Annotated in this window: 23 protein-coding genes; 13 read left to right on the top strand and 10 right to left on the bottom strand. The window is 66.9% G+C overall.

What is annotated here, in order from left to right; genetic code table 11:
- Positions 1-52: 52 nt before the first annotated feature.
- Both OG595_RS41480 and OG595_RS41475 read right to left on the bottom strand, forming a co-directional pair.
- Positions 53-610 (bottom strand): DinB family protein, encoded by a 558-nt coding sequence (locus OG595_RS41480; protein WP_329281432.1) that lies wholly within the window; start codon positions 608-610, stop codon positions 53-55.
- A 319-nt stretch (positions 611-929) separates the two neighbouring features.
- The gene (locus OG595_RS41475; protein WP_329281430.1) at positions 930-1,211 is read right to left on the bottom strand and encodes a hypothetical protein; all 282 of its coding nucleotides are present in this window, start codon (positions 1,209-1,211) and stop codon (positions 930-932) included.
- Between the two features lie 358 nt (positions 1,212-1,569).
- On the opposite strand from OG595_RS41475, the gene OG595_RS41470 reads away from it, so the two are divergent.
- From OG595_RS41470 to OG595_RS41450, 5 genes are all read left to right on the top strand, one after another.
- The gene (locus tag OG595_RS41470) at positions 1,570-2,151 is read left to right on the top strand and encodes an AAA family ATPase (RefSeq protein WP_329281428.1); all 582 of its coding nucleotides are present in this window, start codon (positions 1,570-1,572) and stop codon (positions 2,149-2,151) included.
- A 140-nt stretch (positions 2,152-2,291) separates the two neighbouring features.
- The gene (locus tag OG595_RS41465) at positions 2,292-3,587 is read left to right on the top strand and encodes a GNAT family N-acetyltransferase (RefSeq protein ID WP_329281425.1); all 1,296 of its coding nucleotides are present in this window, start codon (positions 2,292-2,294) and stop codon (positions 3,585-3,587) included.
- A 142-nt stretch (positions 3,588-3,729) separates the two neighbouring features.
- On the top strand, positions 3,730-4,320 hold the full coding sequence (locus tag OG595_RS41460) for a DinB family protein (protein ID WP_329281423.1): 591 nt from the start codon (positions 3,730-3,732) through the stop codon (positions 4,318-4,320).
- 144 nt (positions 4,321-4,464) lie between these two features.
- Complete coding sequence (locus OG595_RS41455; RefSeq protein ID WP_329281421.1) at positions 4,465-4,614, top strand: hypothetical protein; 150 nt, start codon at positions 4,465-4,467, stop codon at positions 4,612-4,614.
- Between the two features lie 178 nt (positions 4,615-4,792).
- Complete coding sequence (locus OG595_RS41450; protein ID WP_329283660.1) at positions 4,793-5,338, top strand: hypothetical protein; 546 nt, start codon at positions 4,793-4,795, stop codon at positions 5,336-5,338.
- A 286-nt stretch (positions 5,339-5,624) separates the two neighbouring features.
- On the opposite strand, the gene OG595_RS41440 is transcribed toward OG595_RS41450, so the two are convergent.
- Complete coding sequence (locus OG595_RS41440) at positions 5,625-5,990, bottom strand: VOC family protein (RefSeq protein WP_329281419.1); 366 nt, start codon at positions 5,988-5,990, stop codon at positions 5,625-5,627.
- 95 nt (positions 5,991-6,085) lie between these two features.
- On the opposite strand from OG595_RS41440, the gene OG595_RS41435 reads away from it, so the two are divergent.
- Entirely contained in the window at positions 6,086-7,051 is a 966-nt protein-coding gene (locus OG595_RS41435) for a helix-turn-helix transcriptional regulator (RefSeq protein ID WP_329281417.1), read from the top strand.
- A 79-nt stretch (positions 7,052-7,130) separates the two neighbouring features.
- On the opposite strand, the gene OG595_RS41430 is transcribed toward OG595_RS41435, so the two are convergent.
- The gene (locus OG595_RS41430) at positions 7,131-7,838 is read right to left on the bottom strand and encodes a helix-turn-helix domain-containing protein (RefSeq protein WP_329281415.1); all 708 of its coding nucleotides are present in this window, start codon (positions 7,836-7,838) and stop codon (positions 7,131-7,133) included.
- Between the two features lie 1,670 nt (positions 7,839-9,508).
- Here OG595_RS41430 and OG595_RS41425 point away from each other — a divergent pair.
- A complete protein-coding gene (locus tag OG595_RS41425) occupies positions 9,509-9,634 on the top strand; it encodes a hypothetical protein (protein ID WP_329281413.1) in 126 nt (41 codons plus the stop codon).
- A 36-nt stretch (positions 9,635-9,670) separates the two neighbouring features.
- Here the strand turns inward: OG595_RS41425 and OG595_RS41420 are convergent, their stop codons facing one another.
- Positions 9,671-10,258 (bottom strand): TetR/AcrR family transcriptional regulator, encoded by a 588-nt coding sequence (locus OG595_RS41420; protein WP_329281410.1) that lies wholly within the window; start codon positions 10,256-10,258, stop codon positions 9,671-9,673.
- 56 nt (positions 10,259-10,314) lie between these two features.
- Between OG595_RS41420 and OG595_RS41415 the strand changes: the two genes are divergently transcribed.
- Positions 10,315-11,214, top strand: a complete 900-nt coding sequence (locus tag OG595_RS41415) for an alpha/beta fold hydrolase (RefSeq protein ID WP_329281408.1) — start codon at positions 10,315-10,317, stop codon at positions 11,212-11,214.
- Positions 11,215-12,011: 797 nt separating this feature from the next.
- On the opposite strand, the gene OG595_RS41410 is transcribed toward OG595_RS41415, so the two are convergent.
- Together OG595_RS41410 and OG595_RS41405 are read right to left on the bottom strand one after the other, a co-directional pair.
- Positions 12,012-13,265 (bottom strand): MFS transporter, encoded by a 1,254-nt coding sequence (locus tag OG595_RS41410; RefSeq protein WP_329281406.1) that lies wholly within the window; start codon positions 13,263-13,265, stop codon positions 12,012-12,014.
- A gap of 523 nt (positions 13,266-13,788) precedes the next feature.
- Positions 13,789-14,721, bottom strand: a complete 933-nt coding sequence (locus OG595_RS41405; RefSeq protein ID WP_329283589.1) for an endonuclease/exonuclease/phosphatase family protein — start codon at positions 14,719-14,721, stop codon at positions 13,789-13,791.
- Between the two features lie 782 nt (positions 14,722-15,503).
- On the opposite strand from OG595_RS41405, the gene OG595_RS41400 reads away from it, so the two are divergent.
- From OG595_RS41400 to OG595_RS41390, 3 genes are all read left to right on the top strand, one after another.
- Complete coding sequence (locus OG595_RS41400; protein ID WP_329281404.1) at positions 15,504-16,199, top strand: response regulator transcription factor; 696 nt, start codon at positions 15,504-15,506, stop codon at positions 16,197-16,199.
- The gene (locus tag OG595_RS41395) at positions 16,192-17,322 is read left to right on the top strand and encodes a sensor histidine kinase (RefSeq protein WP_329281403.1); all 1,131 of its coding nucleotides are present in this window, start codon (positions 16,192-16,194) and stop codon (positions 17,320-17,322) included. The genes OG595_RS41400 and OG595_RS41395 overlap by 8 nt, the downstream gene beginning before the upstream one ends.
- A 162-nt stretch (positions 17,323-17,484) precedes the next feature.
- Complete coding sequence (locus tag OG595_RS41390) at positions 17,485-18,048, top strand: dihydrofolate reductase family protein (protein WP_329281402.1); 564 nt, start codon at positions 17,485-17,487, stop codon at positions 18,046-18,048.
- Between the two features lie 51 nt (positions 18,049-18,099).
- Here OG595_RS41390 and OG595_RS41385 read toward each other — a convergent pair whose 3' ends face one another.
- Positions 18,100-18,264 (bottom strand): hypothetical protein, encoded by a 165-nt coding sequence (locus tag OG595_RS41385; RefSeq protein WP_329281401.1) that lies wholly within the window; start codon positions 18,262-18,264, stop codon positions 18,100-18,102.
- Positions 18,261-19,094, bottom strand: coding sequence for a DUF1206 domain-containing protein (locus OG595_RS41380; RefSeq protein WP_329281400.1), 834 nt, complete (start codon positions 19,092-19,094; stop codon positions 18,261-18,263). The genes OG595_RS41385 and OG595_RS41380 overlap by 4 nt, the downstream gene beginning before the upstream one ends.
- A gap of 793 nt (positions 19,095-19,887) precedes the next feature.
- On the opposite strand from OG595_RS41380, the gene OG595_RS41375 reads away from it, so the two are divergent.
- A complete protein-coding gene (locus OG595_RS41375; RefSeq protein ID WP_329281398.1) occupies positions 19,888-21,558 on the top strand; it encodes a purine-cytosine permease family protein in 1,671 nt (556 codons plus the stop codon).
- Positions 21,559-21,962: 404 nt separating this feature from the next.
- A complete protein-coding gene (locus tag OG595_RS41370; RefSeq protein WP_329281396.1) occupies positions 21,963-23,366 on the top strand; it encodes an MFS transporter in 1,404 nt (467 codons plus the stop codon).
- 72 nt (positions 23,367-23,438) lie between these two features.
- Here OG595_RS41370 and OG595_RS41365 read toward each other — a convergent pair whose 3' ends face one another.
- Positions 23,439-23,855: an ATP-binding protein gene (locus tag OG595_RS41365; RefSeq protein WP_329281394.1), complete on the bottom strand. Its 417-nt coding sequence runs from the start codon at positions 23,853-23,855 to the stop codon at positions 23,439-23,441.
- Positions 23,856-23,906: the final 51 nt, after the last annotated feature.

The following is a 23,906-nucleotide window of genomic DNA, read 5'->3' as shown; positions in this document are numbered from 1 at the left end:
CCCTGTCCCCTGACGAACCTCCAAGGAGCCACCGGCCATCGGCAGGTCATTGTCAGCGCGGTACGGCTCCGTCCTGCCAGCGGTAGAGGTCGCGCAGCAGGGAAATCTCGGCGCCGTGATGGATCAGCTCCCTGTTGACGTGCAGGATCCTGTTCTCCACGGGAAACCGCTCGGGACCCGCCGTGGGCGGATTCTCCAGGTCAGCGTCCGAGAGCTCGCGGACCCCCTCGTTCCATCTCCCATACATTTCATCGAGCTGTCTCAGCGACTCGTCAGCGGTCCCCGCGTAGGCGAATGTCTGGGAGTCGACGTCCTGGCCGCCGAAGTACCATCCGACCCGATAGCCCAGGCAGGAGACGATGACATGCGCCAGCCGCCAGGCAATCGTGGTCACCGGCGCCGGCACCGGGTCAGAGGACGCGGAGTCCAGCGTCCACTCCCCCGAACCTGCTGACATCGGTGCGGCCGATGTGCCACGTGGGCGGATGCTCCAGCAGCCACGTACAGGCTCCCAGAAGTACTCCTCATCGGTAAGCCCGTCCAGACGCGGCCGAAGGTTCTTGTACCAGTACCAGTCCAACTGGTCAGCGATTCGCTCGCTTCTTGTCATTTCCGCACACTACCTACAACGGAATCCTGGCTGCCTGCGGCTCTCGCGGACGCTGTCGCCGGCTGTAGTACGCGAGAGCGTTCCGCACCGGGAACTGCCGCTGGGGCTGATGTGCCCTTCGGACCGCGCCGCCGCGAGCGGGTGTTTGACATTGACAACCCGGCTGGCCGAGTTGGGGTCCATTGCCCACATGCGACAACCTCGACCGCAGACATGACGGATGATCAAGACCGCAGGCTCCCGCCCGAGATCAGCATGAGCATCCCGAGCGAGCGCCACGCCAGAGCCTCCGACCCACATGTTCGAAGATGGCGAAGACTCACTGCACGTCGCGCACCGCGAGCAGTTCGACCACTGCTCCAGACGACTCCAGCAGGGGTGCAGCGGCAGAACGCCGGGGATCCGCCCGGAACGCGGCGAGACCCTCACTGTCGGGAAAGGTCACAAGGTGGGCCTCGACCCGATCGTCCAGCGTACGCAGCCGCCGCTGAAGACGCCCTCCGTGCTCGGCAAGGAGTGGCAGGACGGCACTTTCATAGGCTTCGAAGTCACCCAAGCCACCGTCAGGAAGCCGCGCGAGCATCAAGTAGGTGACGGCCATGGCACCTCTCAGCGGTCTGAAAGCCGTGCTCTTCCGAGCCTAACGGGAGCGCGCTCTCAACGCCGCCGCTCAGGCGGCCGCTGATCCTGCCAGTCTCTCAGTTGGGGTTGCCGAGGCTCTGGTCGACGGGATGTACTGGAACGACGAAGGACGTTGAGCATTCTGGCCATGGTTGCCTCGCACAACACTTTTGGCATCTGGCATCAGAGGCGTCTCCGGCACTTCTGCCGTTCGAGAATCCGCCTGCGTCCCCCGTCTTCATCCTCATCTCCCTGGCTCCGCTGGCTCGTCGCCTCCGCCGGAGGCTCGGACTGTGGCCGATGGGCCTGTCTCAACCTGCAGGAAGGTTTCTCGGAACATGCAGCGCTACGTTCTCACCGGCACTCCGGGCTCGGGCAAGACATCAATCCTGCGATGCCTGGGCGACCTTGGCTACGGCGTTGTCGAGGAGGCGGCGACGGCCGTCATCGCACAAGCGCAGGCCCTGGGCGAGGACGAGCCATGGTCAAGGGCGTCCTTCATCGACGAGATCGTCGCGCTGCAGCGACAGCGGCAGTTGGAAGCCACCGGCTCCGTTCGGGTGTTCGACCGGTCACCCGTCTGCACCCACGCCCTCGCCACCCACTTGGGCTGGCCGGTGTCGCGGGCGCTCGAAGCGGAGCTCGACCGGATCGCCTGGGAAGGGGTGTACGAGCGGCAAGTGCTCTTCGTCCGCAATCTAGGGTTCTGTGAGCCGACCACGGCCCGGCGGATCAGTTTCCAGGAATCACTGGCTTTCGAAAGGATCCACGAAGAGAGCTACCGCGCGTTCGGCTACGAGATCGTCGACATCCCTGCCGACGACCTGGCTCACCGCGTCGCCATGGTGAGCTCCAGGATCGCGCATGCCCCGCATCAGGCACCAGCAGCGGCGATGCGGCCGGGGAAGCCCCACCCGTAGCAGGGGCGCGTGGAGTTGTCCTGGCCGCGTCGGCGACCGGAAGTGGTAACCGTACCGCCGTGGCGAGCGGTCGGAATCGGTAGCTCGACGAGCAAGTAATCGGTTGTGGGCAGGTGATTGCAGCGGATGCAATGTCCGGCATGGCTATTCAGGTCCGCCCGCCACGGCGCGATGAGATGAACGCGTACTACCTGGCTCTGCCTTACGCGAACGGGTTGCCGAGCTGGGAGCCGGCCGAAGCCGCGTGGCACGGCGGTCCGGAACCGTGGCCGCCGCAGCGCACTCCGGCAACCGCCGAGCAACTTGAGAAGTGGGCAGAAGCCGACGCCGAGGACGAGTCCTTCCATCCGATTGCGACATTCGCCGACGGTGCGTGCGTCGGTGCGTCCGCCACGATCTCCTTCGATGTGACCGTCCCCGGCGGGGGTACGGTCAGAATGGCCGGCGTGACCGCAACCGCGGTGATCGCTACACACCGCCGACGCGGTTACCTGCGGCGGATGATGAAGGCCATGTTCGAAGCGGCCTTGGACCGGGGTGAGCCGTTGGCGATGCTCAGCGCGAGCGAGGGCAGCATCTACGGCCGTTTCGGTTTCTCACCGGCGACCTACCGTGTGCGGTGGGAACTGGACCGCCACGAGGCGGCCCTCCTTCCGGCGGTGCCCGATCCGGGTTCGCTGGAGCTGGTCGACGCCACGCACGCGAAGAAGTTCTGGCCCATGGTGCACGCGGAGGTGCGTGCGTCCCGTGTCGGTGAGCTGGCCCCCTTGCCCGGGCGCTGGGACGGGTTGTCCGACGGCACGAACGGCACGAAGGGACCCCTGCGGTATCTCGTCCACCGTGACCAGCACGGCGGTGTGGACGGCATAGCCAACTTTCGGCTGCCGTGGTCCACGACGGCCGCAACCGCGGGAACGCTCGTAGTTGAGGCACTGGAGGCGACGAACCCGGTGGCCTATCGCGCCCTGTGGAGCTTGCTGGTCGACTTCGACCTCACCAAGACCATCGTGGCGCCCGGCCGCCCGCGCGACGAACCACTGCGGTGGATGCTCGCGAGCCCACGGGCCATGCGCATCACCCGCCAGTCCGACAACCTGTGGGCACGCCTTCTCGACGTCCCCCTCGCCCTGACGCAACGTTCGTACGACACGGCCGGCGAGTTGGCCTTCAGTATCGATGGCGACCTCATGTGCCCGGCGAACAACGGGACATGGCTTCTCCGCTCGGACGGCGCCACGGCGACATGTGTCGCCACGGACCGGGCCGCGGACCTGACCATCACGGTACCGGCGCTCAGTTCGCTCTATCTCGGAGGCATGTCGGCGCACGACCTGGCGTACTCGGGCCACATCATCCCGCGTTCCGACGGCGCGATCGGGCAGCTGGCCCGGATGTTCCGCACCGACCCCGAACCTCACAACTCCTTCGGCTTCTAGAGCAGGTGCCCCGTCACTTCGAGGTGCTTCCCACGGCCTCACGTGGGCTGGTTCGATTCGGCTTTCGTGCCGACGATCTGATCCGCCGCGAGCGGTAGGAAGAGGTGACGGAATCGGATCCCATGAGGGGCAGACTGGTCCCATGACATCGGACGCCAAGGCTGACCTTCACTTCTACCTGCAGTCCGCCCGCGATGCTCTGCTGTGGAAGCTCGAAGGGCTCTCGGAGTACGACATCCGCCGCCCGCTGACACCGACCGGCACCAACCTCCTGGGCCTGGTGAAGCATGTCGCGAGCATGGAATTCGGCTACCTCGGCGATACCTTCGGACGGCCGTCCGGCGAGCCGTTGCCCTGGCTCGAGGACGATGCCGAGAACAACGCGGACATGTGGGCCACCGCTGAGGAGTCACGCGAGTACATCGTGGGCCTCTACCGTCGAGCGTGGGCACACGCGGATGCGTCGATCGACGCGCTGGCGCTGGATTCAACAGGCAAGGTGCCGTGGTGGCCGAGTGATGCGAACGAGGTGACGTTGCATCATGCCGTGGTGCGCATGATTGCCGAGACGCACCAGCACGCCGGGCACGCCGATATCGTCCGGGAGCTCATAGACGGTGCCGTGGGGCTGAACAAGGACAACGCGAACATGGCGCCAGGCGACCCGGAGTGGTGGGAGCGCTATCGAAGCCGGCTGGAGCGCGCGGCCCAGGAAGCCGCCAGAGACTCGTGACTTCGCACCGTACCGGGTCGGCCGTACGGCGGAGAGGAGACCCCCTCACGTCGTACGGCGACGTGCGTTCTCCCGATCCGAAGACCGGCAATGCTTCGTGCACCCGTCGAAGCGAGTGCGCGCCTCGTCCCCCCGGGAGATCCCGTGAGCAGCAGCAGACCATCGTGGTCCGAGCAGCGCGAGATGCCGGTGTTCTTCAAGCGGTGGCGAAAAGGCTGGAGTGCGGAAGGGCTCGGCCCGGACAGCTTCCTTGGCTTCGAGGGCGGCCTGCGTTTCGTAGCGGCCCACCGGTAGTTCGCCGTGCTGCTCTACGCCGAGGAATTTTTTACATCAGTAGAAATACGCAACTTGAATACGTAGACCCGTGGGGTACGACGCCATCAAGTGACACCTGGCCGGCCGTAGTCAACAGTGACTGCGGGGTAAGGTGTTCCGGATCAGGACCGTTGGCATCTACAAGAGTGGAGATCACATGCAAAGCCACAGCCAGGCAGGATCCATCGGAGTGCGTCTCATTATGGAGGCAGAAGGAAAGAAGTGGGCGCGATACTTCGACTTGGCTTTTGCACCGTTCCCTGGCATGGGCGTACGCGTCGACACCTACGAGGTGCTGAACGTGGACAAGGTGCTGGTTGACGACCTCGATGGCGGCGTGACATGTTTTGCGGCCGACGATGACGGACGCGAGTTCACCGCGAAAAAGTGCGTTTCACTCGGGTTCGCGGAATATGATTCAGCAGATGCACGAGCAGTGCAGGCAGCCTTTCCTGTTCGGGTCAGCGTTATCACCTCTGTAAACGGTGGGATGTTGAGCAAGACGTTCACCCTGCCATTTCCGCCTTTCAATGGCCTGCATGTCCAGGTGAATGATGGCAAGCTGCTCAAAATATTCACCGTCGTGGTGGGAGACGATCACCGAAGTGAAGTCGAATGCTATGCCAGCTTCGTAGGCGAAGGTGCTGAAAACCTTACAGAGGAGGAATGTGAGGCCCTTGGATTCGAGGAGGATTGCAGGTAGAAACCGGCCCTGAGGGCTGTGTCGTTCAGGTAGCGCGTCCGGTTTGTCGGGTTTCAGGCCGGCCTTCTTCACATCCAGGTGGGCCATGTGTCCGGGTCGGCGGGCGGTGATCTTCCCCGGCTTCCGGTTGTTCGCACCGCCCGGGTCGATGAAGCGGCGTTCGTCGAGGCGGAGCCGGGGCAGGTGTCGGCTGGCGGTTGGCCAAGGTGGAGCACTCGACGTCCTGGCGAAGTCAGACCGCGGCAGGCGCGACACCTATCGTGCGCGCCTGCCGCATTTCGGCCTTTCAGCCCCGCGGTGCGACGCGGATACGGTTCCCGTCAGGATCGGCTGCGAGGAAGGTCAGCCCGAACCCCGCATCATGAGGCTCGCGCAGGATCGCGACCCCCTTGGAATTCCACTGCTCAAAGGTCGCGTTGACCTCGTCGGGTCCACCGTCGACGGCCAGGCACACCTCACCGGTGCGCCGGACGTCCGGTGACAGGTCCTCGAACTGGCCAGACCAAAGACCGAGGTCAGCGCCTGGCCCGAGGTCGAAGGTGATGTATCCCGACGTCTCGAACGAGGGGCTCATCCCGAGGAGGTCGCCGTAGAAACGAGCTGCGGCGGGAGCGTCGTTCACGTAGATGATGGACACGACGGATGTGGTCATGTGGGAAGTTCCTTCTCGCAGGTGGTAGGTACGCATCCACCAGCCTCACCAGGATATGCGCCGCATCGTGTCGCAATTCCTGAAAAAATTGGTGGGTGACTCCAGATCGCTTCTTCGCCCTGATGCTGCTCCTCGAGTCGAGGGATGCCGTGACCACCCAGGAACTTGCCTCAGCGCTCGGGGTGTCCCTTCGAACCATCACCAGAGACCTGAACTGGCTCCGCGACGCCGGCCTGCCGGTGACCGCACACCGGGGCCGCCTCGGAGGCGTGACCATGCTGCCCGGGTCCGGGCTCGACCTCACGCGACTCACACCGAGCGAGCGTGATCACCTGTCACTCACCGGGCTGGACGAGAAACAACGTGCGGAGCTCGACGGATCGGCCGACGGCCGGCGCGCGCTCTCCAAGATCGCCGCTGCACAGCCGCGTCGAGTTCATGAGCTCCTGCCGCTCACCGACGTAGTGCACGTGGACAGCCGTCCCTGGCGTCAGGCACGAGCTTCCGGCACGACTCCGGCTTCGCTGATCGGCCCAGTGCGGCGAGGCCGTCGGCTACGGATCGAGTACGACAGCCCACGCGAGTCATCCCCAGGCGACCTGGTCGTGGATCCCTATGGGCTGTTGGCCAAGGCCGGCATCTGGTATCTCGTCGCCGACCGTGCCCGAGTACCGCGGATGTACCGACTCGAACGGATCACGACGTGGAAGGAAGTCGACCAGCCACGACGGATCCGCGAGAGCCAGACCCTGGCCACCGTCGCTGCAGCGCTCATTGAGCAGTGGGAGCACAACCATGCGATAGAGGTCAGCGCCACCATCGACCAGACCCAGATCGAGCGAGCGCAACGCATCTTCGGCCTACGACTCGTCCTGGACGACCATGAGGAATCCGCTACCGGCCGCAGGGTGACGATCCGCTTTCTGCATCTGGAGGACGTGCGAGCACTGCTGCCGTTCGGGAGCGCCATCACTGTGCACGGCCCCACCGAGGCCAGGGCTCACCTCCGCGACCTCGCCACCGATCTCGCCCACCACTATGCGCCGTCACCGACGTCCTGACCCGCAACAGTTTTTCTGGGACGTGGTCTCGGAGGCGGCATGGTGTCGTGGTTGGAGGTAATCGATCGGCGGGTGATCTTCACTGGGCAGTGGGAAACAATCTGGCGATCGCCTCCGTGCGACTGGAGACCCCCAGTTTGCGGAAGGTGTTTTCCAGATGTTTGCGGACTGTGTGCGATGTGACCACGAGTTGGCGAGCGATCGCGTCGGTACTCAAGCCGTTGGCAATGGCACGCATCACTTCCAGTTCGCGAGGTGTCAGGCGTACGGGCTGGCGTTGTCGACGTGCTGCTTCCAGATAGACGGCGTAGAGGTGGGGACGCAGGAGTTCCAGGGTCAGCCGCTCCAACTCACTGAACGGGCGGGCTTGTTCGCGCAGGAACATGAAGACTCGAGTGCGTCCCGGCGCGGTCGGCAGTGCTGCGATCATCTCCGTTTTGATCGGGCAGAAGTACTCGCTGTAGATGCCCAGGTTGCGCAGCTCACGGAAGCTCATGAAATCCGTGAGCTGGACCACGGAGGTGTCTCCGTGATGCCGCTCCACCTGAAGGCACGTCGGGTACTGGTGACGCCACTGCCAATACGCCTCAGGTCCGTGGTCGTAGTTGCTGTAGGGCGTGCCCGATTCCTGGGACGCCAGATGCCGTCGGGTGGGCAGATCGAGTTCGGAGAAAACGGCCACATCGCAGGGGACCAGCTGATGCAGTCCGCGCAGGAGAGCCTGCGGGGGGACGTCGTCGGAGTCCTCGCGTCGCGCCTCGTCGATCACATCGAGCATCGCCCGCATACGGAGCTCGGTAAGCACATGTCGGCTCATCACTCACCTTCTCGTCGAGCCGGTGGCCTGTGACGGTGAACGATCTCCTCTGCAGGATTCGCCAAAACGCGAATAGCCCGGGTGGGCTGGTTCGGAAACGGTGGGGATGAGCACTTGCTCGCAGGACCGAATGTGACCACGCGTACAGCCGCGTTCCGTCACAGATTAGCGAAGGGGGCGTCAGCGAGAATGTTATTTCTGCACTGTATGAGTTGGGTGAGGCGTCGTCGTGCGCAGGCGGCAGTGGTTGTGTTCCTGTGCGTACTCGGTGCAGCACAGGTTGACCTTGCTGCGCCAGCCGATGCGCTGCCCGGGCTACGGCTGGTGACGAAAACAACCGTGAGTTCACCAGGTCAGATCAAGTACGAACGCGCCGAGTGCACCAGGGGCGAGCAGGTCGTCGGCGGAGGGGGGTTCGCCGACGACGGCCCGGCGAACGCAGTCATGTTGCGTCGATTGCAGCCGATCGATCTCGCCCGAGACAGGTTCTCGGTCGCGGCCACTGCACCCAGGGCGTTTACAGGGAAGTGGAGTCTCACGGCCTACGCACTGTGCGCGGCCAAGAGGTACGGCCAAGGTTGGCAGATCGTTGCCGGCGCGCCGAGCAGCCAGAGCCCCGCCACGTTCAAAAGTGTTGTGGCCGTCTGCCCCAGCGGTAAGCGTGTGGTGGGCACCGGTGCCGCCATCGGTCTGCCCTCGGTGGATGGGTACGGCCGAGTGGGCTTGCAACTGTCTCGCGCATCTGGACCCCGGGATATCTCCCGGGCCACTGCGCGGGTAAACGGGTACCACAAGAGCTGGGGGCTGAGGGCGTTCGCGATCTGCGCCAGCAGCAGTCTCCATTTCACCGCTGAGGGCAAGGTCGTAGGCGCATCCGGCGCAACCTACTCCTGCTCGAAACCCTCCCACAGGTTGCACTCGGTGGGAGGCGGTGGCTCTCTCACGGATTCCGGCCCGGTGTTCTTGCAGGCCTTGCGTCCGTGGGTCGGGCTTCACACGGCCCAGGTCGTGATGACCGGGCGTCCCAGGGGCGGCATCACGGTGCAAGCTGTCTGTGGCGCTTGAGCCGAGAGGGCCAGGTGGCCCGGGGACGAGATTCGCCCCCGGGCCACACCCGTCGGATACGCACGGGTGCGGCTCTTCCGGATTGAGTTCGTCGGTCAGGCCAGGAGTTGGTAGTTGTGCTGATCGGGCCGGGGCAGCGGCGTTCGCGTTCTCCGTGGGTGTGGAAGGTCCGGTACTGCGCGAAGTCGCTGTTGCTGATGAGGGCCCGGAGGATCAGGACGACTTCGGCTCCGGGGACGCTCCACCGACTGCCGGTGATATCGAGACGGTCGGCCACCAGATGACGTGCTGCTGCTCCTTCGACGATGCCGTCGGCGTGGCAGCCCCAGCACCTGGTCGCCCGGATAGCAGTTCGGCAGGCCCGGGGCGCGCACCGGGTAACGGTCACCGGCCCGACCGCGGTCGCCAGTTGACGCCGGTGGCCCTGCTCCAGCCGGATGTGACCCGCGGTGAGCCGTGCCCGCGTCACCGTCATCGCTGATCTCCGCGCTGTCATGTCCACCGGCGGATGTCACAGCGCCCCGGCGCCGGCGGACTGCCCACGGCGCCGGCACATCTCCACCGGACCACAAGTCATGGCCGCCCTACGCAACACCGCCATCGGCGCACTCCGCAGCACCGGAGTCACCAACGTCGCCGCCGCCAACCTCCGCCACGCCCGCGACAGCACCCGACCACGGGCACCACTCGGCATCACCTAACGACTCTGCCGAGACTCTGGGTGTTCATCGCACTTTTCAAGGTAGTGGCTGTGGTCTCCCGGGGATACGGGCGGCGGCTGCGGCAACGGTTGCCAGGTCTTCGCCCGAGAAGCCGGCGCGGCTCAGCACCGCCAGGGACTTGTTCGTCGCCAGGGTGCACAACGCCAGCTCTGCCGCCTCCTGCTCACCGGCCCCCGCCGCCAGCAACGCCTGCTCCAGCATCGCCCGCAAACCGTCGATCATGGCGCGGACCATCGTCCGGCCCTCCGCGTCGAGGGACGGGAACTGCGTTGCCGACACCGTGAGCAGGCAGCCGTCCGGGACCGTCGGGTCGGCGATGCGGTTCAGGGCGACCTGCAGGTAGGCGGCCACAACGGCGCTCGGGCTCGGGTGGGGGCCGGACAGTGCCCGCTCGTACTGCGGGTGGTAGGTCTGCGCGTACCGTTGGAGGCTTTTCCGGAAGAGAGTGCTCTTGTCGCCGAAGGTGCCGTAGAGCGAGCCCCGGCCCAGGCCCGTGCCCTCGGTCAGGCGATCGATCGAGGCCTCCGAATAGCCCCAGCGCCAGAAGACGTGCATCGCACGTCGCAGCGCCTCGTCCACGTCGAACTGCTTGCGGCCTGCCATGTCCGTCAGCCTACACATCTTGTACCGATCATTCAAAGATGGGTATGGTCGCCAGCATGACGACCTTGAGTTCGCTGCAACTGCCTGACGGATTCCTCGACTTGTTCACCAGCCGGCTCGTGGAGGTGAACGGGCTGCGGCTGCACGCGGTCACCGGCGGGGACGGCCCGCCACTGCTGCTGATCAGCGGGTGGCCCCAGACCTGGTACGCCTGGCGGGAAGTGATGCCCGCGCTCGCCCGCCAGCACACCGTCGTCGCCGTCGACTCGCGCGGCGCCGGGCTCTCCGACAAGCCCGACGACGGGTACGACGCCGGCACGCTGGCCGCCGACCTGGTCGCGTTGATGGCCGCGCTCGGGCACGACCGCTTCGACGTGGTCGGCCACGACATCGGTACGTGGACCGGATACGCCCTCGCCGCCGATCACCCCGAGCGGGTGGGCCGGCTCGCCATCCTCGAAGCAGTGATCCCCGGTCTCACGCCATCCCCGCCGTTCTTCGGCCCGGCCGCGGTCAACCTGAAACTCTGGCAGTTCGGCTTCAACAGGCTCACCGACCTGAACGAAGAACTGGTCCGGGGACGGGAACGGCTCTTCTTCGGCTACCAGTTCGCCAAGAAGGCAGCCACCCCGGACGCGATCCCCGCGTACGCCGTCGACGTCTACGTCGACGCGATCGCCGCGGATCCTCGCGCGCTGCGGGCGAGCTTCGCGTACTACCGGGCGCTGGACGAGACGATCGCGCAGAACGAGCAGCGCGGCAAGACCCGGCTGACGATGCCGGTGCTCGCCGTCGGCGGCGCGCTGTGGAGCGGTGCGACTACCACCCAGACGATGCGGCTGGCGGCCGACGACGTCACGGGGGTCGTCCTCGACGACTGCGGCCACTACCCAGCCGAGGAACAGCCGGCGCGGTTCACCGAGATCCTGGAGGACTTCCTCGCGGCCAACCAATAGCAGGCACGCGACACGGCTGACACATTCGTGGCGGAGCTTCGCCATGTCTGTCTTGCGCTACCGCGCCTGGGCGCTGCAGGGCCTGGGCCGCGACACCGAAGCCCTCTCCTACCTCGCCCGCGCGATCTCCCTCGACGACGCCTACGAGTTCGCCTTGGCGATGCGCGGACGGCTGCGGGGGGAGGCGGGACGGCACGCAGAAGCGCAACAGGACTTCGATCAGGCGCTGTCCGAGCACCCGTCAACCGCGGTGGTGCCTGGCGGGCCGCAGCATCGTCCTCCTTGTACGCACAGCGGTTCGAAGTCGCTGTCGACGACCTCACCCGGACTTTCAATATCCAGTTCGGTATCGCCGAGGCAGGAGGCAAGATCGCCCGGCCCCTCGCTGAACTGCTTCGGGAGAATCTTCCGACGAACCGCGCCCCCCCTCACGCCCACGGTCAGACTCGCAGCGCTCCTCACCCACCAGGTCCAGTGGCCAGGTCTCATCCACCGAGCGGGCTCCGTCCCCGGCCCGCGCCCCAGCCCCGGGATGCTGACCGGCGGCTTGCGACTGACTGCCGCGCCGCGACACCACCGCCCTCTACGCCCCATCCACGTCCGAAGGCGCGGACACTCAGTCGAAGGCCTCACCCACTGACCACCACTGGAGGGAGCCAGGGCTGGGCTGAGCTGTCCAGCAGAGCGTGCCGCCGACATAGGTCTTGGTCCTCGCCAAGACCTGCTCCGGTTGTCCCCAGTTGGCCCCTATCCAGGGACGAGGGTCCCGATGGTGTCGTGGCCGACCTGTGGAAATGTTACTGAGTTTGGCTCTGAGGCTCAGGCAGTCGCCTCTCCGGTGCGGCGTTGTCGACAGACGACGATTTGCCCGGCAACCGCCGAGCGATGCCGGTCGCGATGAGCGCTGCGCCGGCGAGGACGACGGCTACGAGGCGCGGTCCGGTGAGAGCGAGCAGCTGGCCGGCGAGTGCGGAGCCCGCGGCGGATCCCAGGTTGTAGCCCGAGCCGAGCCAGGCGTTGGCTTCTGCATGTCGTGAGGGGTCGATCCGCTCGTCGACGAGGAGGTAGGCGATCACGAAGATCGGGGTCATGGGCAGACCGATGCAGAAGACGGCCACGATGGTCAGCGGTGATTGTGAGAGTGCGGACAGCAGAAGTGCACCCGCCACGAGTGCGCCTGTGGCGGCGGTGTAGCGGGCTCGCAGGGATGCGTGCCATGTCCTGCGGCCGTAGGCCAGTCCGCCGACCAGGCCTCCGAGTGAGAACGCGGCGAATGAGTATCCGGATGAGATGACGTTGCCGTATCCGGCGGAGGCGATCGGGATGATGACGGTCAATCCACCACCGCAGAGTCCGAGGACGATGACGGGAATCGTGATGCCCTGGCCGTCACGGGTCCGCATGATCGACCGGCGCCGCGTTCCCCTCTCGGTCTGAGAAGCCGCTGTCACCTCGGCGTCAGGCAAGTCACGCAGCACGCCGGTGAGACCCAGGGCTGCGGGCAGGAGGAGGAACGCGCTGGACGCGAGCACCCAACGTGCGTCGGTCAGTGCCATGGCGGCAGTTCCCAGCAACGGGGCGACGATGAACGTCAGTTCCTCAACGGTCGAGTCCAGGGCGTGGATGCTCTGAAGGTGCTGCTTGTCGGGCATCAACCGCGCCCAGGCGGCCCGCAGGCTGGGAGTGAGCGGCGGGAACGACGCGCCTGCCGCCGCGGTGAGCGCGAGTGGTATCTGCCAACGGCTCAGGCTGATCGCTGCCGCCGTGGCGGCGAACATCAGCATGCTGGACAGCGCCATGAGCAGAACCATGACGGGGCCACGGCTGGAGCACCATCGTGCACGGGCTGGGCCGGGGATGGCGATCGCCAGCATCAGGGCGGCAGCAGCCAGCCCGGCGATCCCGATGCCGTACTGCTGAGTGAAGGAGATCAGCACGGAGAACGGGATCAGTCCGGAGGGCAGCCGGCTCAGAACGCCGAGAGCAAGGACCTGTTTGGCCTTGGAGACCGCGAGACTGTCTCGGTACGCAGGGGCGGTTGGACTGCTCACGCGGTATCTCCAACATGCGGCGGGACGGATGGAGGGTGGAGTGTTGTGTGCGTCCACCCACTTGCAGGCGACGGCGAGAGCCTGGTTCAGGTCAGCCGGGGCTCGGCCCTCGATGAGCTGGTCCGGTGTCCTTCGACCACGACGGTGCATCGCTGCCGCGGACCGCGATGCGCCCGAACACGCGGCCGTAACCGCGGACACCTCGCCTCACGAGGGCAGGTGCCCCAGGTCACATGATGCCTGCAATCAACTCTGGAACAAGCAGAGCCAGTTGGCTGTTCATTTGGATGTGGCTGCGGAGGGGACAGTGTCCCCGGGCCTCACCCATAGCCCATGGGGAAGATCGTTCGGCTGAAGCCCCATGGAGCCCTCCGCCGAGAGGCGACCGCCCTCCGCACGCCACCCCCTACCAACCTGGCTGTCCGGACAGCGCACGAGCCGGCCGGAGATCGGCCCCCTGCACGCTCCTTCGATCGTGCCGGTCGCGATGGGCCTGACGGGTCCGAATCTTCCGGTACTTGGTTCACCAGCTGATTCCGGCCGCCACCGGCAAGTGGTCACTGCCGGTGGCCGGCAGCGACCACGAACTCTCCGGCTTGACGCCGCGGACCAGGATCTGGTCGATCCGCACCACCGGGAACCCTGCCGGCCAGCTGAAACCGAAGCCGTTGCCGGCCGCTTCCTGGGTCGATCGCAGCTGCGAGGTGATGTCGGCGAACGCGCGGTCGTCCATGGTGCCGTTCAGGTCGCCGAGCAGGACCACCCGATCGTTCTGCTCGGCGGCGATGGCCTCGGCGAGCGCCTGCGCGCCTCTGTCCCGCGAGTCTGTCCAAAAGCCTGCCCTGGGATTCACCCGTGCGGACCCCAGGTGGGCCACATACACCGCCAGCGGACCCTGGTCCGTGGCTACCGTGGTGCGCAGCGCCCGTGTGTAGGCCATCCTCACCGCGACCGGCTTGGTGTCAGCGAGCGGCCCGACGTCCATCTTGGTGTCGACCGGCCAGGTGTCAGACAACGGTAGTTTGCTCCACAGCCCGACCGTGCCCTGCACCGTGTGGTACGGGTACGCCTTGGCCAGTTCCTTCTCGTACAGCGGCTTCGCCTCCGAGGTGATCTCCTCCAGGGCCAGCACGTCCACGCCGGAGGCGGCCAGGGCGCGGGCGGTGCCGACCGGGTCGGGGTTTTCGGCGCCGACGTTGTGGCTGGCCACGGTGAGGTCGCTGCCCGGGTGGGACTTGTCGCTGAGCAGCCCGCCGAAGAGGTTGAACCACACCAAGGCCGGCAGCAGCAGCGCGACCGTCGCGGAGGCGGATCGCCGCCACAGTGCCCCGGCCAGCAGAACCGGGATGAGCAGGCCGAACCACGGCAGGAGGGTCTCAGCAAGGCTGCCGAGGTTCCCGATCCGGTTCGGGATCTTCGCGTGCAGCAGCATGAGCAGGCCCAGCAGCAGCGCCATCGCCGCGAGCACCAGGCCACGTTTCCAGGGCTCCGGGCGGAAGGCGATGAGGACCGCCCGGCGAAAGCCCGCACGCCGGGCATCTGGGCCGCCGCCCCGGTGGGCGTCGACGACGCCCTGCCCGGGCTCCGCCGTGTCCACCTGCGCCATCGTCCGTGCTCCCTCACTGCCGGTCACTGCCGCGTCCTCGGGTCCTGGGTGGGGTCGGCATGCACGCGCGGACAACCGCGATCGGTCTCATGGGCGTGCAGTTCGTGGTGCCAGGGTTGGTTTCTCCAGATCTGGCACGGCCTGTACGGGGCACCGTGCTCGGCGCCTTGCTCAGTCGGCCACGTCGTCACATCGAAGTAGTGGAACTCGGCTCCGCCCTCCGCGACATCAGTTGATGCCTGGTGGAGGGCCCTGATCGGATCTCGATCGCGATGGGCCACGACCGGAATCCGGCCGTCGGAGCAAGTCACGCCGTCGGCTGGGGCATTGGCCGCCTCGCCAGGCAGACCGGGCACGCCAGGGTGCTCACCGCGATGAGCATTCGGTAAGGGGGACGAGGGCTTCGAGGGTGGTGCGGCCGAGGAGTTCTGTGACCGGTAACCGGAGGCCCCGGTGATCGCTGTGCTGACGACCACCGGGCCGCGGGCAAGGGGCCGGTGAATCCGTCGGGTTGTTGTCCGTACCGAGGATTGGGCTTGGGCCATGCCCTCAGTCAAGGAAGTACGGTGTTGCCAGGTCGTATGTGGTTTTCGATACGCCGACGATATGCGTCGGCTCGTAGCATCGACGGCATGCGTGTGTTGATCGTGGAGGACGAGCCCTATCTGGCAGAGGCCATCCGCGATGGCCTACGCCTGGAGGCGATCGCGGCCGACATCGCGGGTGACGGCGACATGGCTCTGGAACTGCTGAGCGTCAACGCCTACGACATCGCCGTCCTCGACCGGGACATACCTGGACCGTCCGGTGACGAGATCGCCGAACGCATCGTCGCCTCGGGCAGCGGCATGCCGATCCTCATGCTCACCGCGGCCGACCGTCTCGACGACAAAGCCTCGGGGTTCGGGCTCGGCGCCGACGACTACCTCACGAAACCCTTCGAGCTACGGGAACTCGCGCTCAGGCTCAGAGCGCTCGACCGCCGACGTGCCCACAACAGACCGCCCGTACGGGAGATCGCGGGACTTCGGCTGGACCCGTTCCGCAGAGAGATCTACCGGGACGGTCGCTACGTGGCGCTCACCAGGAAGCAGTTCGCCGTACTCGAAGTCCTGGTCGCCACCGAAGGCGGTGTCGTGAGCGCCGAAGAACTCCTGGAACGCGCATGGGACGAGAACGCCGACCCCTTCACCAACGCCGTGCGCATCACAGTCTCGGCACTGCGCAAGCGGCTCGGCGAACCCTGGATCATCGCCACCGTGCCGGGTGTCGGCTACCGCATCGACACGCGACCGGCGGCCGGACAGGAGGGCGGCGAGCGTGGATAGGGCACCTGGGCTGAGCGTTCGCCTCAAACTCACCCTCAGCTACGCCGCGTTCCTCATGGTCGCCGGCATCCTGCTGCTCGCGGCGGTGTGGGTGTTCCTCTTGCGTTACGTCCCCGACCGCGCGCTCATCGTCCCCGGCTCCACGGACTCCCTGGCCGGTGGTGTTTTCCCCATCCGGTCCAATCTCCTGCGCGTTTTCGCACCGAGAGCCGCCGCGGTGCTGGCATTCCTGCTGGTGCTCGGCCTCGTGGGGGGCTGGATTCTCGCCGGCCGGATGCTCGCCCCGTTGACCCGCATCACGGGTGCCACGCGCCTCGCCACGAACGGAACACTCTCCCACCGGATCCGGCTGCCAGGCCGCAAGGACGAGTTCCGTGAACTCGCCGACGCCTTCGACGCGATGCTCGCACGGCTCGAAGCACACGTCGCCGGACAGCAGAGATTCGCAGCCAACGCCTCGCACGAGTTGCGCACCCCGCTGGCGATCTCGAAGGCGCTTCTCGACGTGGCCCGCACCGATCCGAAGTACGACACCGGCGAGGTCATCGATCGTCTCCACGCCGTCAACACCCGAGCGATCAACCTCACCGAGGCACTGCTCCTGCTCAGCCACGCCAACCAGAAGTCCTTCCACCGAGAACCTGTCGACCTGTCCCTGTTCGTGGAGGAGGCCACCGAATCGCTCCTCCCCCTCGCGGAAAAGCAGGGCGTCACCATCGAGATCTCCGGCGACATCACCCCCACGATCGGATCGCAGGCGCTCCTGCTGCAACTGACCACGAATCTCGTGCACAACGCGATCGTCCACAACCTGCCCGGACAGGGCACTGTGTGGGTCAACAGCAGAGTCCGCGCCAGGACTGTGGTGCTCACTGTCGAGAACACCGGCGAGAAGCTCACTCCAGAGTTGGCCTCGACTTTCACCGAACCATTCCAGCGCGGTACCGAGCGCATACACGCCGACCACGCCGGTGTCGGACTCGGCCTGGCAATCGTCAAAACCATCACCCACGCGCACGACGGAACACTCACCCTCACCCCGCGCTCAACCGGCGGGATCCGTATCACTGTTGAACTGCCTGCGACAGCCCCCACGCCGACAGCCAATGACTCAGAGAATTGATGCGCCGCCGCTATTGTGAGCACGCGGTCCACGCGGTCACTGAGATTTCCTGGACGAAATGCTCTCGTGAGGTGACCCGGCCCAGAAAGTTTCTCGAACCGCGATGAGTCCTGCGAGGTCCGGCAGTCGTACTGTCGAACCCGATACCGAGGAGGATTTCGCATGCGCAGCGTGACCTATTCGATGGGCATCTCACTTGACGGCTACATCGTCGGGCCGGATGGCGACTTCAACTGGACGGCGCCCGACGAGGAGGTATTTCGCTTCTGGATCGACGAGATTCGAGAGGTCGGCGTCCACCTCTTGGGGCGACGGCTGTACGAGACGATGCTGTATTGGGAGACCGCCGAGCAGAATTCCCCGCTCGACGACTCCGAGCGTGAATGGGTCGCGCTCTGGAATCCGCTCCCGAAGGTGGTGTTCTCCCACACGCTGTCATCGGTGCAGGGCACCGCCCGCCTGGCCTCCGGCAGCCTGGCAGAGGAGATCGAGCGGTTGCGGGCCGAGCCGGGGGAAGGCGACATCGCGATCGGCGGCGCGACTCTCGCCGCCGAGGCGTCCGCGTCGGGTCTGATCGACGAGTACCGGGTCGTGGTCCACCCGGTACTCGTCGGCGGCGGCATTCCGTTCTTTCCCCGAAACGAGCGCCGGGCGGATCTCGAACTCGTGGAGACCCGTACCTTCAGCTCGAAATTCGTCTACCTCCGCTACCGCGTGGCGCGTTAGCCGACTCGTCCGCCGAGCGTCGGGAGGAAGGGGCCGGTCAGCAACGTCTTCTCAGTGAAGACCACTTCCGGTGGCTGCTGAGGACGAGGGCGGTACGGGGGTGTCGGCGTACAGCGCCTGCTCGGACTGGCCCCTGGTCGGCCCGAGGCCTCCGGCGCCCCCGAGCAGCTGCGCGAGTTCCTCCCGCACCGCCACCGCCGCCTCAGCCCCCTTCACAGCCGGCGCCAGCGGGCCGAGGCGAAGGAGAAGACGCCGAAGAGGATCAGCCCGACCGCGACGCCGACGAGGAGCCACGGTCCCGCCGGTGTCTGCGCGAAACTCCGGAGCGTCGCGTCCATGCCCTTGGCCTCGTCGGGGTCGAAGCGCACTGCTGCGACCAGGACGAAGACACCAGCCGCGGCGAACACCACGCCACGCGCCACGCCTCCACCCACACCCAGAGCGGTGACGACCTGCTTCGTACGACCGCTCATGGAGGCGGTGTCCATCTGGCGCAGGAAGCTACGCATGGCCGCCCGGACGGCGAGCACCACGCCGACGCCGATCAGGAGACAGCCCGCGGCCCCCACCAGCACCTGGCCGTACGACAGTTCCAGCGCCGATGCCGTCCAGTCCTGCGACTGCTCGTTGCTGCTGGAGCCCTGGCCGCCGCCGGCCGCGTACACCGCCGTGGCCCAGCAGACGGAGGCGTAGAAGACCGCCCGGCCACCGTCGAGGAGTCGCGCACCCGCCTTCCGCCGGGGTCCCCGGGTGAGCACGGCTCGGGATGCCCGCCAGAGCGCCATGGCCGCGAAGCCCACCACCAGGGCCCACAGCATCGTTTTCCCGAAGGGCTGCGTCGCGATCTCGTGCAGCGCGCCCTGCCGGTCCGCCTGGCCGCCGCCGCTCCCGACAGCGATCCGGATGGAGAGCAGCCCGATCAGTACGTACACGATGCCACGCGCGACGAAACCCGCCCGGCCTGCGGCGGTCAGCGTCTCGCGCTCAGTGGAACGCGCCGCGGACTTCACGGCCTGGCCGCGCCCCCGCGTATTGGACGACGTCACGATGTCCTCCCCATGCTGTGGGCTCTCGATGTGCGCCCACAGCCCCGAGTGCCCCGGGCCGGGGTCTTGATGCGTGGCCTCGGCGAGCGACGGCCGAGACGTACCGGCTGGGACAAGCGGTTTTCCTCGTGCGGCAGACGGCCTGCCGGCGCGCCGCCGAAGACTGCGCCACGCTCACCGCCCAGCCGGGACAGGGCGTGGCTCGACGCGGGCAAGGGCTTGCGGTGGACCTTGCCCGCGGCCCCCTGCTGCGGGCTCAGGCACTGTTGACCTAGCTGTTTGCCGTGCCACCGTCCGCTGCGCGGCGTAACAGCGTTTCGTCGGTGAGGTGGTCGAAGAGCAGGGCCACAGGGGCGGCGGCCCGCCTCGGCATCGGAGACAACACCTTCAGCCGGTCGACAGCGCCCCCGTCACCTGCGACACCTTGGGCGCAGGACTTGTGGACTGCCCCTCACCTGGCCCGCAGGGGCCGACGGCCGTTCTCCGAGAGCCTTCAGAAACATTTCCTACATCCAGGAAGTATGGCGGGGTAACGACCGACTCCTAACGTCCCCTGTCATGGACACGAGAGTCTCGACGTGCCCGGCCGCCCGCCGGATCCACCGCAAGGCCCGCACGGCGCGCGGGTCCACGCGATCTCGCCTGAGACCTTTCTGAGGCGACCCGAAGCGAGCGGATCGCCCGCCCCACAGGCTCCGCACGGCGGTCCCGCCTCCGCTTCGCGCTCCGCGCCTCCACCTCCGACGTGAGGCAACCCCACAGCAGTCCCCGACCCGCAGCAAGGAGGCGCGGTATGAGCACCGAACCACGACTGGCAGAAGCAACCGAGCCGGGACCGGAGCAGAGGGCGGCGCCGAGTCCCGACCAGGCTGCCAAGGAGACGCTGGAGGACTACACCCTCCGTTTCGCGCCCCGCAGCTACCGCCGCTGGACACCGATGGTGGTGGCGACGACCGCACTCGGCGGCATCGCCTACATGGCCGACTTCTCCATCGGCGCCGGCATCGGTCTGGCCCACGGCACCGGCAACGCGCTCGTGGCGATCGCCGTCGCGGCGGTGGTCATCTTCCTCACCGGTTTCCCGCTCGCCTACTACGGTGCCCGCTACAACATCGACCTGGACCTGATCACCCGCGGCTCCGGCTTCGGCTACTACGGCTCGGTCCTCACCAGCGTCATCTTCGCCAGCTTCACCTTCATCTTCTTCGCCCTCGAAGGCTCCATCATGGCCCAGGGCCTGAAACTGGGCCTCGGACTGCCGCTCTGGCTGGGCTACGCCCTCTCCACCCTGATGGTCATCCCCCTGGTCATCTACGGCATGAAGGCACTCAGCAAGCTCCAGGTGTGGACCACCCCGGTGTGGCTGGTACTGATGATCGCCCCGCTCGTCTACCTCATCACCACCGACCCCGGGACCATCGACCGGTTCCTGTCCTACGCCGGCACCGACGGCGAGGGCGGGATCAACACCGCGTCCGTGCTGCTGGGCGCGGGGGTGTGTCTTTCGCTGATCGCGCAGATCGGTGAGCAGATCGACTACCTGCGCTTCATGCCGCCCAAGACCGAGGCGAACAAGCGCACGTGGTGGACGGCCGTGGTCATGGCCGGCCCCGGATGGGTGGTACTCGGCGCGCTCAAGCAGGCCATCGGTGTCTTTCTCGCCGTCTACATCCTCGCCAAGGTCGGTGCCGACGCCGCCCCCGAGCCGATCCAGCAGTTCAAGGGCGCCTTCGACGCGATGATGCCGTCCTGGCTCGTGCTCCCACTGGCCGTGGCCCTCGTCGTCATCAGCCAGATCAAGATCAACGTCACCAACGCCTACTCCGGCTCACTGGCGTGGACCAACTCCTTCACCCGCGTCACCAAGCACTACCCCGGCCGCATGATCTTCGTCCTGGTCAACCTGGGCTTCGCACTCACCCTGATGGAAGCCGACATGTTCAGCTTCCTCAACGACATCCTCGGCTTCTACTCGAACTGCGCCATCGCCTGGGTCGTGACCGTCGCCACCGACATCGGCATCAACAAGTACCTGCTGAAACTGTCGCCGCTCCAGCCCGAGTTCCGCCGGGGCATGCTCTACGCGGTCAACCCGGTGGGCGTGGTGGCCTTCGTCGCCGCGTCCGGGCTGTCCATCGCCATGTACTTCCACGCCCTGGGCGACACCCTCCAGCCGTACTCCCCCGTCGCTGCGGCCGTCATCGCGTTCGTCCTCACCCCGCTCATGGCGATCGTCACCAAGGGCAAGTACTACCTTCGCCGCACCGACGACGGCATCAACGAGCCGCTCCTGGACGGGGACGGGAACCCCAGCGCCGTGACGTACGAGTGCCATGTGTGCCGACAGGAGTTCGAGCGCCCCGACGTGGCCGCCTGCCGGACACACGACGCCGTCGTCTGCTCCCTCTGCCTGAGCACCGACAAGGCCGCCGATCACGTGCTGTCGGCGGCACCCGCTTCCTGACGCCCCCTGCACCCAGGCGAACACGAAGGGCTCCCGCACGTAACGTCCGTGCGGGGGCCCTTCGTTGTGCCGCGCCTCCGGGTGGTCGGGGTCGGGCGTCGAGCAGGACTCTGCGGGAGCACAGCGCAGCGACGCACCGTGCCGTGCCGTCCAGGCCGGGTGTATCGTCGGAGCACTCGAAGTAAAAACGTGTGTTCACTGCTGGACATCGACGCCGGTTGACGGAGCAGGGGCCACACGCGCACACGCGGCATCGGACGATCCGCCACTTCTTCACGTCGAAGGAGTGCGCAGTGAATGTCCGCCGTAATGGAGCTGTCGGGAATGTCGGCGCCCCGACCGAAACCTCCGGCTCGCCGCACTCCCTCCGCGAAGCGGGGGTAGCCCTGGCAGGACTGTCAGCGGTGTTTCTGTTCGAAATGCTCGACAACTCGATCCTCAACGTCGCGCTGCCGACGATCGGCCGCGAGCTGTCGGCATCGACGGCTGTGCTGCAGTGGGTCACCGGCGTGTACGCCGTCGTGTTCGGCGGGCTGATGCTGGCCCTCGGCGCGCTGGCCGACCGGGTCGGCCGACGCAAGGTCATGCTGATCGGGCTGGTGCTGCTGGGGGCGGCGAGTCTGGCAACCGCGTTCGTCACCACGGCGGAGCAACTCATTGTGATCCGCGCGGCGATGGGCGTCGCGGCCGCGATGACGACGCCGGGCTCCCTCGCCTTGGCGTTCCGCCTGTTCGACGAAGACGCCCTCCGCGTCCGTGCGACGACGTTGATCTCTACCGTGGGTCTGGTCGGACTCGGGTTCGGGCCGACGGCAGGTGGTTTCGTGCTCGCGTTCGCGCCGTGGCAGGTGCTGCTGCTGGTGAACGTGCCGATCGCCGCCTTCGCCTTCCTCGGCATTCGACGCGGCATCCCCGCTGACGAGGCGGACGACCTGCACCGCGACCCGCTCGACGGCGCGGGTGCGCTGCTCGGCACGGTCACGATCGTGCTCGCGCTGGTCGCACCGACACTGTTCGTCGACGCTGGCGCCGCGTCACCTCTCCCGTGGCTGGCCACGGTCACGGCCATCGTGACGGCGGTGCTGTTCGTCGTACGCGAGCGTACGGCCCGCTATCCGCTGCTCGACCTCGAACTCGTAGCTCGCCCACTCGTGTCGAGCGGTCTGGCGTTCAAGGCCGCCGCAGGCCTCGCGACCGCCGGCCTCGGCTATCTCGTGACGCTGCAGCTCCAACTCGACCGGGGCTGGACACCCGCCCGGGCGGCTGTGGGAATGCTGCCCCAGGTCGTCGTGCTCATCGGCGGCGGCGCTCTCATCGGTCCGCTGGTGAAGCGCGTCGGTCTCGACAAGGCCGCCTGGCTCAGCGCCGGTGCCGTCGTGTGCGGGCTCGCCGTCTACGGGCTGCTGGGCCGCTTCGGGTACGTGTGGATCGCCCTCGCGCTCGTGCTCGTCGCCGCCGGAATGCGCGTCGTTGGTGTCGTCGCCGGGACCAACGTGATGCGCGGCCTCCCGGCCGATCGCACCACCATCGGAGCTGCGCTGGTGGACACAGCGAGCGAAGTGACCACCGGGGTCGGCATCGCCGTCAGCGGGACCGTCCTCGCGGCGCTCTTCACCGGCGATGTCGCCACATCGAACTGGAGCACCCACCAGACCGCGGAGTTCCGCGAGGCGGTCACCTGGGCCGGCCTCTCCCTCACGGTCCTGGCCGCGGCGCTGGTGGGATGGGGCATCACCCGTGCCCGCCGCGTCCCGCACAGCACGACGCCGCCTCCCACGGCCGGTGGGGACGGCGCGGACCGCCCGTAGGCGCAAGGAACGATCAGTGAGTGGACCGGCGCGCTACATCCAGAAGGTGACTTCACGAACATGGGTCACCGCTCAGCCGACGCCCGGCCGGTGGGTGCCCGCCGGGCGGAAGCACGCCCACACTGTCTTGCCGTGCCGCTGACACTTCACCTGCATCTCGTCAGCGAGCATCCGCACGATCTCCACTCCTCGACCGGAGGTCTCGCCCGCCTGCGGCGTACGTCGGCGCGGCAGCGTCGGGTCGTCGTCATGGACACTCACATGGAGGCAGTAGCCGTCCCAGGTGAGGATCAGCTGCGCGTCGCTGTGCGCGTGGACATGTGCGTTGGTGAGCAGTTCGGACACTGTCAGGACGACAGCGTCCACCGTCTCGGGCTCGGCGGCGGTCCAGGGGAGGGACTCCAACTGCCTTCGCGTCCACCGCCGTCCGGCGCGCACGCCTCCCGACACGGGAAACGGGTGCGCCCAGCCCATCGCCTTGACCGCCACGGCTTCCCCTTCGTGTCGTCCGAACCCGCCTCGTACACATCGTGTGCCCAC

This window comes from Streptomyces sp. NBC_01451 (genome assembly GCF_036227485.1).
GTDB lineage: Bacteria > Actinomycetota > Actinomycetes > Streptomycetales > Streptomycetaceae > Streptomyces.
This window is presented reverse-complemented; position numbering and strand designations above follow the sequence as displayed.